Raw genomic sequence first — 14,024 nt, 5'->3', positions numbered from 1 at the left:
TCCCTCGCGGCGGCCTGGGCCAGTTCACCGGCCTGGGCGCGGATCGTGGGCAGGAACAGCGTCTTGCAGGCCGCGGTGATCGCTGCCTGGGCCGCGGACTCGGTCAACGACGCGACCGCCGGGGTCGCCGGGGTGGGTGCGTTCATGCTCCAACTCCTGTCAGGAGCGTGTCGTAGGCCTCCAGTGAGGGGACCGGACGCTGGTCGGCCCGTGCTGCCGGGGGCGCGCCCGCGGGCAGGATCAGCGGCGCCGGGGCACTGCCCTGGGACTGTCGGCGGGCCTCGACGGCGACGAGGTCGGCCTCGTAGCGTCCCATCGCCACCGCGGCATCCATCGCGGTCAGTAGGCCCGCGGCGGCCTGGGTGCGGTGCAGCAGCAGCACCCCGATCAGCGCCCGGGTGCCGTCCTTATCGCCCAGATCCCTGCGGGCCGCGTCCCAGAATCGTTGATGGGAGGCGGTGAACAGGCCCCTGGCCCGGGCCGTGACCAGCGCGGTGGACCCGGCCAGTGCCCCGGGCTTACGCGCGAGGACCTCCAGGTAGTGGTCCAGGAGCAAGTCCTCACTGTTCTTGTGGATCGACCTGACGTGGCGTGCCACCACGACCCCGTCACTGATCGCGACCACGCTCGTGGCCCCGAGCTTGACCTGTACCCGGCGCCCGGCGAAACGGGCTGGGACGGAGTAGTAGCACTGACGCACACAGATCCGCGCCTTCGCATCGACTCGGCACGACAGTGCCGCTGCCGGGTCGAACGCCTCGGCGGGCAAGGCCCGCAACCCGGGCAACTCGCGGGCGGCCGCGGCCCCGACGGTCTCGACCCGGCCGGTGATCCGCCGCGCGTCGTCCTTCCCGTCCGCGGCCGCCATAAAGGCGTTCAGGGCGGCGATATCAGCGAACTCGGGCAGCGGGACCAGGTGACGGCGGCGGAACCGGCCGACCTCGCCCTCGACCCCGCCCTTCTCATGTGCCCCATCGATACCCGGCGCGCAGAAGAACGAGTCGAACCCGTAGGTCGAGCGCAGCGCGATGAACCGCGGGTTCTCCACCCGTTCACGGCCCAACGCCACCCGGATGACCGCCGGTTTCAGGTTGTCGTAGCGGATCATCCCCACCGGGACCCCGCCCAAACGCTCGAACGCCTGGACATGACCGTCCAGGAACGACTCCTGGGCCTGGTTCGCGTAGGCGATATGGACGGCCTTACCCGAGTGGGACAGCCGCAGCACGAACATCCACAGCTTCATCACCACCCCGCCGATCACCGCCTGGAACTCGCCGAAGTCGACCTCGGCCTCCTCAGCCGGGCCGTGCGTCTGGGGCACCGTGACCTGCAACGACTGATCGAAGATCTCCCGGCGGAGCTCGGCGACCAGCCCACGCACGCTCGACTCGGCCACCACCACCCCCTCCTCCTCGACCAGCCGCTGCCACACCCGACGCGCGGTATGACGCTGCTTACGGTGAACGTCCTTGTCCGCGACCAGCCAGCCGCGCACCGTCTCCACATGCCCGCCCAGCACCGGCGCCGTGCGCACCGGGACCTTACGCGCCGGCGGCGTGGCATCAGCCAGCGCCTGACGCACCGTACGACGGTGGACCTTGTACTTCTCGGCAAGCGCCCGGATCGACATGTCTTCATCCCTCCGGTCTCGTCGGATACGTTCGAACTGCTCCACTCTCGACAACTCCTTCAATCGCCTCTACCTCTCCCGTGAACGTCTTGGCCGACATCACGGACGGTAGGACTGGTAGGTCGAGAGTGGGGCCAAATCAGAGCATCAAACCCGCTCCAACTGGGGCCACTTCAGACTGGCACACTCAAACGCCCACACCACAAGGCGACCGGGGGTGCTCAGAACGCCGAGCTGCACATAATCGGCAACTGAGCCGAATAGGTGTTATGTCCAGCAGCACATAACACCTACGTCAAGACGTGGGAAGGGTGGGCCTACCTGGCCACCGTCATCGACCTGCACTCACGCGCCCTGGTCGGCTGGGCGATCGAGGACCACATGCGCACCGACCTGGTCACCGACGCCCTCGACATGGCACTCAAGACCCGGAAGCCACCCGCCGGTGTCATATTCCACAGTGACCGCGGAACGCAATACACCTCCACCACCTTCGCCAAATACTGCGAAGACCACAATATCCGCCGCTCCCTGGGCAGGACCGGTGTTTGCTACGACAACGCAGTCTCGGAATCATTCTTCGCGACCTACAAGAAGGAACTCATCCACACCCGCCCCTGGCCGAACATGACACGACTCCGCAAAGCGACCATCGACTGGATCACGAACTACTACAACACCATCCGTCGGCACTCGACTCTCGGATACTTGACACCCACAGAATATGAACTAGGATATAGGAACATCAACGAATTGGCAGCCTAATTCTCCTGTCTACTAAAGCGGGAACACTCCACCTCGACTGTGAGCAGCCTCGGGTTGATGCGTACGGGTTCCTCCTCTCTGGCGGTCAGGTCGGTGATCGCCTCACCGAGCTCGGTCAGGATGTCTCGGATGCGCTGGCCCGTGGGCTGGTTCTGATCCATGCACGTCATGTGTGCGGGATTTTCCGAGAGTGTCCGATGGCGTGTGCTCGGGCCGCCAACGATGGCGTCCAAGTTGGCGTCCAGGGGGCCTGGCGGGGTGCTGAGGGGGTCCGGGGTGGACAGTGCCCCAGTGTCCGTAAACCGCGTCATTGCGGGCATTCTCTGCCTCTTTCACATGGTCGGGCTGGCGGGATTTGAACCCACGACCCCTTGACCCCCAGTCAATCGACCACGTGTTTGTAGGCGTCCTTCGGTGTCCCAGATTATTGCATTGGTGCGGTTTCTGGGCCATCGGTCGGTCCCGTTGAGCGCCGGCAGATGCCACCCGGCTGCCACCCAGCAGGGGATTTGCCACCCAGATGCAACCCACTCCCCCGTCGCGGATCCGCCGGCGTCTACGCATGGGGCCAGGTGAACACGTTCACCCCAGAGCCCCAGGAGGACCGGCGCACCATGGCCAGCAAGATCGAGCGCGTCACCGTCAAGCTCCCCCCAGCGTTCGACCCGCGCAAGCACACCCCGGCTGTGCTGTCCAAGATCGCCGCCAAGCACGGGGAAGGATGGGAAGTCGATGCGATCGACTCCTCCGCCCACACCCTCACCGCCTCCCGGTTCGCCCAGGTCACCGAGGTCACCACCGGCGGACGGTCCGATGAGATGGTGCTCGGACTGGGGCGGGGGACGAAGCCGAGTGACGGGGACCGGATCGCCGCCAAGTTCGAGGATGCCCACCCAGGCTTCAAGCTCACCCGGTTCGACCCGTACCTGGGTCAGGCCACCATGGCCCGTCTCGAACCGAAGGTCATCCGTGCCCGCGAGGCCCTCCGGGTCGCCCTCGGCGTCAAAGCGTGGGACGTGCAGGTCTCGGCCACCGGCGACGGCGGCTTCCTGGTCGAGCTCCCGAACTCCTACGTGCCCTCCAAGCATGACGACAAGCTCACCGAGGTCGCTGAGCACGTCATCGGCCGCCCCGGCTGGTTCGTCACCCCGGACCCGGCGAACCTGACCGCCCGAATCACCCCGTCCGACCCGCCCACGTTCCCGGCCGCGATCCCCACCCCGATGTCCCGCCTCGGGAAGGGGTCACGGGACCACACGGCGTTCGGGATGAAGCTGCCAGCGCCCGGCGAGAAGAAGGGCGACCTGATCAGTATCGACTGGACGGCCCAGGCGTTCTCCCTGCTTGCGGGCATGCCCGGTTCCGGTAAGTCGGTATGCCTGAACGCGCTCATCTCCGATGCCCTCTCCCACGGCAACGAGCTCGTCATCGTCGACGACTTCTCCAAGCGGGTGGACTTCCTGTGGGCGCAGGACTTCGTGCGCGCCGGCGGGTGGGGGTGTGACTCCCTCGAAGGGGCGGTCACGACCCTGGCGATGGTCTATGAGGAGGGGCAGCGCCGCGCCGAAGTGCTCGCGGCCAGCGGGTACGTGAACTGGCTGGACATGCCCCCGGGGGAACAGTTCACCCCGATCTTCATCGTCGTCGATGAGGTCTCGGCCCTGCTCGTGACGGAGAAGGTCCCCTCCGGGATCCCGAAGGACCACCCGCTCGTGCGTGAGGCGGTGGAGACGAACCTGTTGAAGATCAAGCTCGCCTCCCTCATCTCCAAGATCATCGCCGAACAGCGGTTCGTGGGGATGCGGATGGTGCTGTCCACCCAGGTCACCAACAACAACACCGGCATCCCGCCGTCGCTGAAGGCGAAGATCGGGCACAAGATCCTTCAGGGCGTGAACCCGTCCAAGACGGCCCGCGCCCAGGCGTTCAGTGACGAGTCCGCGGTGCCTGTCGTCCCCGAGAACGTCCGCTCCGGCGGTGCGGCGGCCCGAGGCGTCGGGGTGGCCGACCTGGAAGGTGAGACTCCGGCGGTGTACAAGTCGTTCTTCGCCACGACGAAGGACTACCAGGACCGGCTCCGAAAGCTCGGCGTGCCCACCACCAACCAGCCGGCCCCCACCCCGGGCCAGATCGCCAAGTACACCCCGTCTCTCGATGACGACGGCAGTGACGATTCACGGCCAGCGTCCCGGCTGGACTCCGGTGGTGGTTGGGGCGAGGCCGGCGGCAGGGACGCCCCCGCCCCGAAGCTGAAGGGTGCAGCCGCCGCAGCCCACCAACTGCGAGTCGATGCAGCCATAGCCGCCAAGGCCCAGAAGCAGGCAGGCCAGCAACAGGCAACCCAGCAGTCTCGTGGCCGGGGCGAGGGGCCGGCATGAGGGTCCTGCTCACGGGCTCACGGGAATGGACCGACCACGACCTGGTCCAAACCGTCCTGGACGATATTCGCCGGTCAGCCGCCGGAGTCGAAGTGATGCTCGTGCACGGGAACTGCCCAGCGGGTGCGGACCGGATCGCAGATGACTACTGGCGCAGACTCGAACTGCCGGTAGAGACACATCCGGCTGACTGGGACCGGTATGGCCGCTGCGCCGGCCCGATCCGCAACGCCCGCATGGTCGGCCTCGGTGCAGCGCTGTGCATCGGTTTCCCGCTCGGCCGCTCGGCAGGGACACGTGGATGCATCCGGTTGGCCCGGGCGGCGGGGATCCCGGCGTTCGTGTTCGAGGGCTGAACCCGTGCAGCAAAGCCCTCAGCCTTTACCGGGATGCATTCAGGCCCTGGCCTTCAGGTGCTCGGCCATCCCGCACACACAGGTGACGTAGCGCTGCCCGTCTACGCATGGGGCTGGGTAGCAACCACCAATCAAGGAGCATCAACGTGAACAAGGTCGACCTCGTCTCGGGCTGGAACACCCTCTGGGGTGGCGTCAGTGACAGCTTCAGTGGGCTGTCGAAGGTGCTGGCCGTCATCGGCGTGGCCATCATCGTCTTCAGCCTCGTGAGCCACTTCTGGCAGCGACGGCGGGGCGGTGCGATGGGTGGCGCGGGCAACCTCGCTGTCCCCCTCATCATCGGCGCACTGTTCGCCGGACCCGAAGTGGTGATCCCGCTCTTCCTGAAGCTGGCGGAGTTCATCATCAACGTCGTCATCGGCCTCGTGTCGTCCTTCTGACCCAGCCAGCCAGCGCCAAGTTCTAGCCCAGCCAGCCCGTTGTGACAGGAACCGAGAGAGGGGGTGAGCCCAGTGAGTAGCGAGACCGCGTTTGCCCGAGAGACAGTGCAGGCACCGCACCTATTCACGTTGACCAAGATCACCGGTCGCCGGCGTAGCGATGACCGGGAGATGATCGTCGGCTCCTTCGAGGTCCGCAAGCAGCACTTCACCGTGTTCATGCTCGGGCTCATCCCCTCGATGCTGGTGGCCGGGATCTTCGCGTTCATCGTCGGCGTGTACGCGGTCTTCGTCGCCGCGGTGGTCATGTGCGCCTGGTTCTACCTCGTCCAGCGACGCTCGAAGACGGGCCTGCACACCCGGACCTGGCAGACCATCCTCGACCGTAAGCGCACTCTCGCCGGCAAGTTCATCCAGTGCGGGGTGGTCATCGACCCGGGCAGCTACGACGACTACCAGGTCATGGCCGCGACGATGCCGGTGGGTCGGGGCTCTCTCGACGCCGAATCGGTCGATGTGATCACCGGCCAATCCCAGAGCCACCAATCCCAGAGCCACCAGTCGCAGAGCCACCAGTCGCAGGGTCGTCAGTCGCAGGGGCACCGGTCTCACGTCCCGCACCGGCCCAACACGAAGACGGCATTCCGCCGGTCCTCCCCCAGCCGGCCATCACCCGGCCGGGAAGCGTCCAACGAGCCCGTGTCCAACGAGCCCGGGCCCAATGAGCCGGCACCCAGTGGGTTGTCCATCGGCGACCTCATCGAAGGAGACCCTCAGTGAGTGCCCACCTCATCGAAGAGCCGACTCAGTTGCTGAATGCCCGTACCCCCGGTTCGAGTCTCAGTGGTTCGGGGCCCAGTGGCGTGAGGGTCCTGCGAGCTCGGCTGCTGGCCGTTCTGGCGCTTCTCGTTGCTCTGACCGGCCTGGGTACCGTTCCCGCGACGGCTGCCACTGCTGGTGCCGCTGCTTCGACTGCAGGCGTGATGAGCTCCCCTGCGGGCGTATCGGTTGGCCCTGCTGCTGTTGGCCCTGCTGTTGCTGGTCTGGTTCCGATGGCTGGGGGCGCGGCCGATGCCCAGGAGCCGACCCCGATCTGTGGCTCCTCGGATTCCCAGTTGGACTGGGTCAAGCGCAACAACCTCCTGCCGATCAGCCGCTGGTCGAGCAACATGTCCTTCCATTCCCGCACGGGCGGGCTGACTACCCTGGATTTCATCGGACGTACTCAGCGTGACGTGCTCGCCGGTCAGAACATCTCGATGGGGAACATGCTGTGGTCGGCGACCAGTGGCATGTCGATGTGGGCGGTCAAGTTCTGTCCCCTCGATATGGCTGGGCACGCCATCGACCAGGCGGCCGGGAAGATGGGTGACTCACTCACGCGCAAGGGTAAGGGTGCTTCGGCGTTGTTCGTGGGCCTGTTCCTCGTGACGATTGTGGTCCCGGTGGTGCGTTCGATGCGCCGTGGTGGCCCGTCTCCGCTGCGGCTGATCCTGCCGAAGGTGCTGATTGCGGGACTGCTCGTGGTCATGGTCAACGGCGCGATGTCTTCCACCGACTCCTCCTTCGGGAAGGGCTCGCCGGGCTGGCTGCTGGCGAAGGCGAATGAGACGGTCAACGCGGTTGCGGGTTTCCCGGCGACGTTGGAGGTGGCGACCGGGGATGAGGTGGGCGGTGAGCTCACGGCTGACCCGTTCTCGTGCAAGGAGTATCTGCGCGGGCTGAACTCCCAGTTCCAGTACGTGTACGGGGGTGCCTCGGAGGCGGCGATGCCCCGCATCTTGAACAGCATGTGGGAGGCGACGGGTCTGGCGGCCTGGAAGACGGGTCAGTTCGGTAACAACGTCCACGGCGACAACGTGTACTGCCGCCTGCTGGACGAACTGAACGGTGTCCCGGTCGGCGGGTCGAGTGGGGACGGGGGCCAGTGGGCTCAGACCCGTGTGGGCGTCATGGCCCAGTACTTGCAGGGCAACCACAGCTTCCCCGGCAGCGGGTCCAGTTTCAACTGGGGCGGCAAGACGTCCTGGAACACCTCGAAGGCACCCGCGCCCGTGGCGAACTCGATCGCATTCGCGGCCACCAACGACGCCACCCGGGACGTGTCCCTGGTCGGTTGGGCGTTGTGCACCCCCTCTGGGGAGGGCTGGAAGTTCCGCTCCGGTGCGACGGGGCTGTTGACCGACGACCCGGACAAGGTGGACCCGAACTCGGATGAGGCGTGCGCCGGCTGGTGGACCCTGCCCGCGGACCCGGGTGAGTCGTCCTGGTTGAAGCGCAACATCACCGGTGCCCCGAACGGGTACTTCGAGAGCAACAAGACCGCATTCAACTGGGAGCCGGACAAGGGCGCTATCGCTGCTGCGACGGCGGAGGATCCGGCTGCTCAGGACTTCCTGCTGTCCATGCATTCCAACAAGGCCGGCTCGTCCACGACTGCCGCTGCCGGGTTCGTCGTCTCCGCCGCAGTGACCCTGATCGTCTTCGGCGGCCTGTCGTTCCTGGTGATCGCGGTCAAGGCGATGAGCCTGCTGCTGATTCTGACGATGCTCGTGGCTCTCATGCTCGCGCTGCTGCCTGGGGAGCACGGGAACCGGATCCTGTCCGCATTCGCCGGGAAGGCGCTCGGGGTGCTGCTGTTGACGGCCGGGTCGGTGCTGCTGTTCTCGGTCGTGGGCGCGCTCACCTCGATCATGGTCAACATCGGTGTCGGTGACCACGCCTTCGCACCCGGTTCGGTCCCGGCGATGTTCTGGACCGGGATCGCCCCGCTGGCGGCGGTCCTGTGCATCTCCTACCTGTTCAAGAACGTGCTGAAGATGCCGAACCCGCTCTCGCTGAAGGGGGCCGGGTCGTGGCTGAAGTCTTCCGGTGCCATCGGCGGGGCCGTCGGTGGGGCTGTGGGCGGTCTGACTGCCGGTGGGATGATGCGCCGCACGATGGGTGGGGCTGCCAGGCGCACGGCGGCCCGGGCGATGAGCAGTGTCGGGGATGCGGCTCTGCATAAGGCCACGGGTGGCCGGATGGGTCGTGCTGGTGGTCGTGCCGGGATGGAGCCCCTCGCCCGCAAGGGCGGCGGCGCAGACCGTCATGCGTTCACCAAGTCGAAGACCGCAGGCCCCGAGGGATCGTCCGAGACCAGCACTACTGGTACTGCCGCAGCTGAGGCCGGTGGGACCGAAACCGGCACTGACTCGAAGCACGCCGGCGGCAAGGGTGCGAAGCTCACCCTCGAGCAGCGTCAGGCCGCCGCTGACCGCCGTTCCGCAGGTGAAGAGGCGATCCTGGCCGAGCTCGGCATCGGGTCCGATGCGTCGAAGGCCGAGAAGAAGGCCGCCCTGAAGGCGTACTACGCCGACCAGGCCAAGGAGAAGAAGCAGTCCGAAGAGTTCATCTCACAGAACGGCACCTCCATCCGCTCCGCGATGAAGGCCCGCCGTCTGGCCACTGGCCCGGCGAACTGGCGTCACGCCTCGAACGGTGAGAAGGCGCGCATGAGCGCAGGCCACCTGGCCGGGGCAATGAAGGACGTCGGCACGGACAAGGCCAAGCGCATGGCCGCGGCGTTCAAGGCCCACCCCGTCAAGGCACCCCTGGGCGGGCTTGCGAAGAGGAGCGCCAAGGTTGCCGGCATCGGTCTCGGTGCCGCCGCCCTCGGGCCACTCCTGCCGTTCGCTGCCGCCGGATACGGGGCCGTCAAGGTCGCGGGGAAGGTGCACGGTGCCAGCGCCGTCCGCAACGAAGAACGCACAGGACTGGCGCTGGCGGCACTGGCCCGCAAGGAGGCCGCCGAGAAGGCGGAGAACGACCAGGCACCCGGCACGCCCGGAACAGGTGGCGGAGGCGAGAGCGGTGGCGGTGCAACGGCTGCAGACGGCGGCAGCTCCAACGAGCCGGACCGACAGGCCCCGGCGCAGGAGACCCCCGCAGCCGGTGCCGAGGGCTCCCAGCCATCCACGCGGGCGTCCACTCGTTCGACGGCAGCCAACGTCACGCCGATCCCCACCGGTGACGTGCCGGATGGCCCCACCGGCCCGCAGGGTGGGTCCGCCGCCCCGCAGCCGGCACCCCGACCCGAGCAGCCCGTAGGCGAACAGCCCACAGGCAAGCAGCGGGAGCAGGCGAATGGGTGAGGCGCGGGGCGGGGCCGCAGGCAGGTGCAGCGGTGATCACGTGGTGAGACGCGGACGATCACTGTTCAAGACTGAGTCAGGAGGATCAAGGTGACGGCTACGATGACCGGATCGAGCAACCAGCGGCGTGAGCCCGGCGGGCAACCTACCGGCGGGCAGTTCGCCGCCCAAGACCGACCGGGGGCAGATGTGGCGCTGCATGAGCTCAGCGATGCGGAGTACAACGCCGAGGGGACCTTCACCTACCCGCCGCGTCCGCGCTCGGCGTCCCAGCACATTGCGTTCTGGGAGAGCGTGCCCATCCCCGATCAGGTGCTCGTCGAGGTTCATAGGGCGTATGAGCAGGCCCGTGACACCGCGATCACCTCTGAGCTCAACCGGCTCTCGGACGAGTGGCTGGAAGAGAACCCGCGGCCCGATAGCCCGAAGTACAGCGGCCCGAAGATCCGGGGCACCGACGCAATGGCGGCCGCCGGTCGGAAGTGGGAGGAGTCCGGGTTCGCGTTCAGGGCCGAGAACGAGAAGCGGCTCGAATCCGAATGGCCGCACATGCCCGTCTTCGAGATCCGTGACGTCGTGCGGGTCCACCACATGATCGAGGACGCCAACCGGTACCTGTCATACGACGAGGCCGAGGCCGTCGCCAAACACGAGATGCCCTGGCAGGGCGGGGTCACAACCGCTGACGGCGCGTACCGGACCTACCGCACCTGGCACATCCGGGGTGTCCTGCGCCCCAACTACTCGAACCCGTGACGGGGCCAGGGTGGCACGAGAGGGTCAAGGCCGCACACCTAGTGTCGTGAACACCCTCACCCTTCGGTGCGCCTGCAACAGCGTGTACCCGCGGGACCCTATCGTTGAGATGCGCAGGCGCAGGCTGGCAGGAAAGAGACACATTGGACCCGAGTCTTCACGCAGTCCCGGAACCGGCTGCCATCGCTCCCCCTGAGTTCCACCTGCACCGCGGGAACGTTCTCGATGCCTATGAGACCTGGCCAACACCGGCCACCATCATCAGCGACGGTGCCTACGGCGTGCGCGGGTTTCATGGCGACACCACGGATGCCGGGGGACTCGTCGACTGGTACATGCCACACATCGAGGCGTGGACACGGGCGTCGACGCCGGCTACGGCGCTCTGGTTCTGGGGCACCGAAGTCGGGTGGGCGACTGTGCACGCCGAACTGGACCGGCAAGGCTGGGATTACATTCAGTCCATCACCTGGGACAAGGGCATTTCGCACATCGCGGGCAACGTCAACAGCAGGACGATCCGTCGATTCCCGGTAGTGACCGAGGTATGTGCCCTCTACCAGCGCCGCTTCGAGGCGGTTGTCGAAGGTGAGACGCGCACCGCCCAAGACTGGCTTCGGCACGAGTGGCGTCGCTCCGGGCTGCCGATGTACCTGGCCAATGCCGCGTGTGGGGTCAAGAACGCAGCTACGCGCAAGTACCTGACCGCTGACTGGCTCTGGTACTGGCCACCCGGGGCTGCGGTCGAAGCGATGGCGGCGTACTGCAATGAGCACGGCTTGGAGTCCGGTCGGCCGTACTTCTCGCTCGATGGTTCCAGTTCCGTTACGGCCAGTCAGTGGGACGCTATGCGCTATCGCTGGAACCACGTGCACGGGGTGACGAACGTGTGGACCCGCCCACCCCTGCATGACAGCGAGCGGCTTCGCGGATCGATGCGACGATCTGCACCGCGCACCTACAAGCCGACCAAGGCTTCAAGCACCCATCTCAACCAGAAGCCGCTGGAGTTCATGGAGCGGCTCGTGGCCGCGACGACGGGCGTCGGTGACGTCGTCTGGGAGCCCTTCGGCGGCCTGGGCACTGGATCCGTCGCCGCCGTTGACCAGGGGCGCGTCCCCTACCTGGCTGAGATCGATCCGTATTTCGCAGACCTGGCTGAGGAGCGGCTTACGAACGCCGTTTCCGACGCCCGCGGGGGCGACTCCTCCCAAATGGTCGGCTAGGCAGATGGTCGCTATGGTGATCCCATGCCCAAGGAAGACGACGCCGTTGCATCTGCAGAGCAGGTCGAGCACGGCCCCCAGCGCCCTGTACTAGCCCCTGACGATAAGCTGACTGCCCTCAATACAGCTGTCAGAAGCGCGCTCATGGCCCTCCCCGGCGAGTTTGAGTTCCCGCACCCCGTCAGCGGCGTCAACGCTACCGACCTGTTCAGCCTGAACACCTTCTTGGGTGCGGGCATCGAGCTCGAAGTGATCAGGACACTCAATGGGCTGCGCCACATCTGGGACAAGGAGAACCAGTGGAGCGAGTACCGCTTTGAGCGCTCAAACCAGGCGTTCCCCGACGTGAGGCTCGTCCGGCACCATCTCGACGGCGCTGAAGACATCGCGCTCGGTATTGAGCTTAAAGGCTGGTGGATGCTCGCCAAGGAGGGCGTTCCATCAGGGAGGTATGTGCCCTCCCCTGAGGCTTGCGCACCCCACGATCTGATTTGCGTGGTGCCCTGGTACCTGAGCAGCGCGATTTCCGGTTTACCGCAGGTGGTCGAACCTTGGATCGAGTCCGCCCGCTACGCGGCTGAGTGGCGCGACTACTGGTGGCAGAACGTGCGCGACAGCAAGGGTACCGACACCTCGATCTCCTACCCTGAGGGTGCCAGGCCATATCCCGAGAAGGCGAACCGGGTGAACGCCGTCGCGGCAGAAGATAGCGGCGGTAACTTCGGTCGACTTCCGCGTTCCCGGCCCCTCATGGACTCGTTCATCAAGCAAACGATGGCGGTGCCAGTGCTTGGGATCAGGACTGATGCCTGGGTCTCCTTCCTTCAGCTGCATAGGGGATCGGCCACTCCCGAGAGCATCATGGAGAAGCTGCAGCGGCGGATCAAGAAGCAGGATCGCAAACTGGCAGACGGCACGGCGGCAGAGATCCTGGCCACGCTAAAGGAAGTAGCCGATCTGCTCCCCTGAACCGAAGCGGGGCAAGCACCTGTCCCCATGCTGTCGATCCGGTCAGGGCGCAGGCCAACCGGTAGCCGACCCCGCACACCTGTAGGGCATGAGCAGCCACGACACGCCCAGCAACCGCCAGTCCCCTGCCCGGCAGCCCGCCGGCCAACCCACCGGCGGCCAGTTCGCGGAAGGGCAGCGCCCCTCCCCCGGTATCGCCCTGAACGAGCCTGCGGCTGGGCCGACGCTCGCTGAGGAGCTCGATGGGATCTCACCCGGTGACGGGCTCTGGCTGGAGCGGGTTGACCACGGTGATCCGGTCCTGGAGTCGGTGCAGGCCAGCCCCTCTGACGATGACCCAAGCACGGTGCACACCTCCAGCACGGTCACCATCTGGGGCGGGTACGAGATGCTGCAGCAGGCGGTCCCGCGCAACATCGCCGCCAACGAGGAGTGGTCCCGTCAGTGGCTCGATGAGCGGTCCGACGTCGTGGAGGCGTGGCTGTCGGACGAGTACGGTATGGACGACTTCGAGGGCGACACTGAAGGTATTGATCACATGGTGGCCCGGTTCGACGTGGACGTGCCCGCGAGTACCCCGGCCGATGGCCTGACCGAGGCGATCCATGAGCGCACGAAGGCAGCGGCCCTGTTCAACGAGCAGGACCATGGCACGTTCGGCACCCGCAACATGTGGGACCACCTGGCCCGCCACATCACCGCCCACGAGGAGCGTGTGCACAACACGTCTGTGGCCTACGCCGAGGCGGCCCTGTGGACCGAGTTCGACGCCATGGCCGTCCGCTCGGGTAAGACCGACTGGGACGCCGACGATATCGCCCCCGGATCGGCCCGCCGGATGGACCGGGACATCTCGGACTTCCTGACGCGCAACCGGGCGACTATCGACCTTTAGGTCGTCGGCTGCGGCGTGCTCCACCGTTCACGGTGGAGGTGAGCGGCGTCTAGGACGGCCTCTGTTGGTTGCGGACGTATTCGGCGATGACTGACAGCGGCGCGCCCCCAGCGGTACCGCAGTAGTAGGAGCGTGACCACAGGTGTCCGCCCCAAAGGTACTGATTCAGGTGCTGGGCATGATCCCTGCGTAGGAGGCGGGAGCTGACCCCTTTGAGAGAGTTGACCAGTCGGGAGAGTTGGGCTGTGGCGGGGAACCCGATGAGTAGGTGGACATGGTCTTGTTCACCGTTGAACTCGCGCAGCTCGCATCCGAAGTCCGTACACACTTTCCGCATCGTGTGTTCGCAGTCGTCCAGGATGCCTGGGGTGAGTGCCCCGCGCCGGTACTTGGTTACAAACACCAAATGTGCGTGACAGTCCCAAACTGCATGCCTGCCGCGCCGGATATCTGGATTTTCGGCCATGACACCA

The 14,024-nt window shown here is 66.3% G+C and carries 13 protein-coding genes; 10 read left to right on the top strand and 3 right to left on the bottom strand.

The window, feature by feature from the left end:
- Nucleotides 1–142: 142 nt before the first annotated feature.
- Nucleotides 143–1,687: an IS21 family transposase gene (istA, locus tag GCG21_RS13785; protein WP_227993847.1), complete on the bottom strand. Its 1,545-nt coding sequence runs from the start codon at nt 1,685–1,687 to the stop codon at nt 143–145.
- 210 nt (nt 1,688–1,897) lie between these two features.
- On the opposite strand from istA, the gene GCG21_RS13780 reads away from it, so the two are divergent.
- Entirely contained in the window at nt 1,898–2,398 is a 501-nt protein-coding gene (locus GCG21_RS13780; RefSeq protein WP_152910261.1) for an IS3 family transposase, read from the top strand.
- Here the strand turns inward: GCG21_RS13780 and GCG21_RS16375 are convergent.
- Nucleotides 2,395–2,559 carry a hypothetical protein gene (locus GCG21_RS16375; RefSeq protein WP_194165109.1) on the bottom strand — a complete coding sequence of 55 codons (165 nt, stop codon included), beginning with the start codon at nt 2,557–2,559 and terminating at the stop codon, nt 2,395–2,397. The genes GCG21_RS13780 and GCG21_RS16375 overlap by 4 nt on opposite strands.
- A gap of 453 nt (nt 2,560–3,012) precedes the next feature.
- Here GCG21_RS16375 and GCG21_RS13775 point away from each other — a divergent pair, with 453 nt between their 5' ends.
- From GCG21_RS13775 to GCG21_RS13735, 9 genes are all read left to right on the top strand, one after another.
- Nucleotides 3,013–4,776 carry an FtsK/SpoIIIE domain-containing protein gene (locus GCG21_RS13775; RefSeq protein ID WP_152910260.1) on the top strand — a complete coding sequence of 588 codons (1,764 nt, stop codon included), beginning with the start codon at nt 3,013–3,015 and terminating at the stop codon, nt 4,774–4,776.
- Nucleotides 4,773–5,132, top strand: a complete 360-nt coding sequence (locus GCG21_RS13770; protein WP_152910259.1) for a DUF2493 domain-containing protein — start codon at nt 4,773–4,775, stop codon at nt 5,130–5,132. The genes GCG21_RS13775 and GCG21_RS13770 overlap by 4 nt, the downstream gene beginning before the upstream one ends.
- Before the next feature lie 146 nt (nt 5,133–5,278).
- Complete coding sequence (locus GCG21_RS13765; RefSeq protein ID WP_152910258.1) at nt 5,279–5,572, top strand: hypothetical protein; 294 nt, start codon at nt 5,279–5,281, stop codon at nt 5,570–5,572.
- A 129-nt stretch (nt 5,573–5,701) separates the two neighbouring features.
- Nucleotides 5,702–6,352, top strand: coding sequence for a hypothetical protein (locus GCG21_RS13760; protein WP_152910257.1), 651 nt, complete (start codon nt 5,702–5,704; stop codon nt 6,350–6,352).
- Nucleotides 6,349–9,705, top strand: coding sequence for a hypothetical protein (locus tag GCG21_RS13755; protein WP_152910256.1), 3,357 nt, complete (start codon nt 6,349–6,351; stop codon nt 9,703–9,705). The genes GCG21_RS13760 and GCG21_RS13755 overlap by 4 nt, the downstream gene beginning before the upstream one ends.
- 90 nt (nt 9,706–9,795) lie before the next feature.
- Nucleotides 9,796–10,461, top strand: a complete 666-nt coding sequence (locus tag GCG21_RS13750; RefSeq protein ID WP_194165108.1) for a hypothetical protein — start codon at nt 9,796–9,798, stop codon at nt 10,459–10,461.
- A gap of 143 nt (nt 10,462–10,604) precedes the next feature.
- Complete coding sequence (locus tag GCG21_RS13745) at nt 10,605–11,687, top strand: DNA methyltransferase (RefSeq protein WP_152910254.1); 1,083 nt, start codon at nt 10,605–10,607, stop codon at nt 11,685–11,687.
- Nucleotides 11,688–11,711: 24 nt separating this feature from the next.
- Nucleotides 11,712–12,656 (top strand): hypothetical protein, encoded by a 945-nt coding sequence (locus tag GCG21_RS13740; RefSeq protein ID WP_152910253.1) that lies wholly within the window; start codon nt 11,712–11,714, stop codon nt 12,654–12,656.
- Between the two features lie 88 nt (nt 12,657–12,744).
- On the top strand, nt 12,745–13,551 hold the full coding sequence (locus tag GCG21_RS13735) for a hypothetical protein (protein WP_152910252.1): 807 nt from the start codon (nt 12,745–12,747) through the stop codon (nt 13,549–13,551).
- 49 nt (nt 13,552–13,600) lie between these two features.
- On the opposite strand, the gene tnpA is transcribed toward GCG21_RS13735, so the two are convergent.
- Nucleotides 13,601–14,017, bottom strand: coding sequence for an IS200/IS605 family transposase (gene tnpA / locus GCG21_RS13730; protein ID WP_152910251.1), 417 nt, complete (start codon nt 14,015–14,017; stop codon nt 13,601–13,603).
- Nucleotides 14,018–14,024 lie beyond the last annotated feature (7 nt).

This window comes from Pseudactinotalea sp. HY160, from assembly GCF_009372055.1.
GTDB lineage: Bacteria > Actinomycetota > Actinomycetes > Actinomycetales > Beutenbergiaceae > HY158.
Note: the sequence above shows the minus strand (reverse complement) of the source record. Positions and strands in the feature narration are given on the sequence as shown.

Bases quoted from the DNA above. Each gene is read 5' to 3' on its own strand.
- GCG21_RS16375 (WP_194165109.1), bottom strand. From the start codon at position 2,559: ATGGATCAGAACCAGCCCACGGGCCAGCGCATCCGAGACATCCTGACC.
- GCG21_RS13775 (WP_152910260.1), top strand. From the start codon at position 3,013: ATGGCCAGCAAGATCGAGCGCGTCACCGTCAAGCTCCCCCCAGCGTTC.
- GCG21_RS13770 (WP_152910259.1), top strand. From the start codon at position 4,773: ATGAGGGTCCTGCTCACGGGCTCACGGGAATGGACCGACCACGACCTG.
- GCG21_RS13740 (WP_152910253.1), top strand. From the start codon at position 11,712: ATGCCCAAGGAAGACGACGCCGTTGCATCTGCAGAGCAGGTCGAGCAC.
- GCG21_RS13735 (WP_152910252.1), top strand. From the start codon at position 12,745: ATGAGCAGCCACGACACGCCCAGCAACCGCCAGTCCCCTGCCCGGCAG.
- tnpA (WP_152910251.1), bottom strand. From the start codon at position 14,017: ATGGCCGAAAATCCAGATATCCGGCGCGGCAGGCATGCAGTTTGGGAC.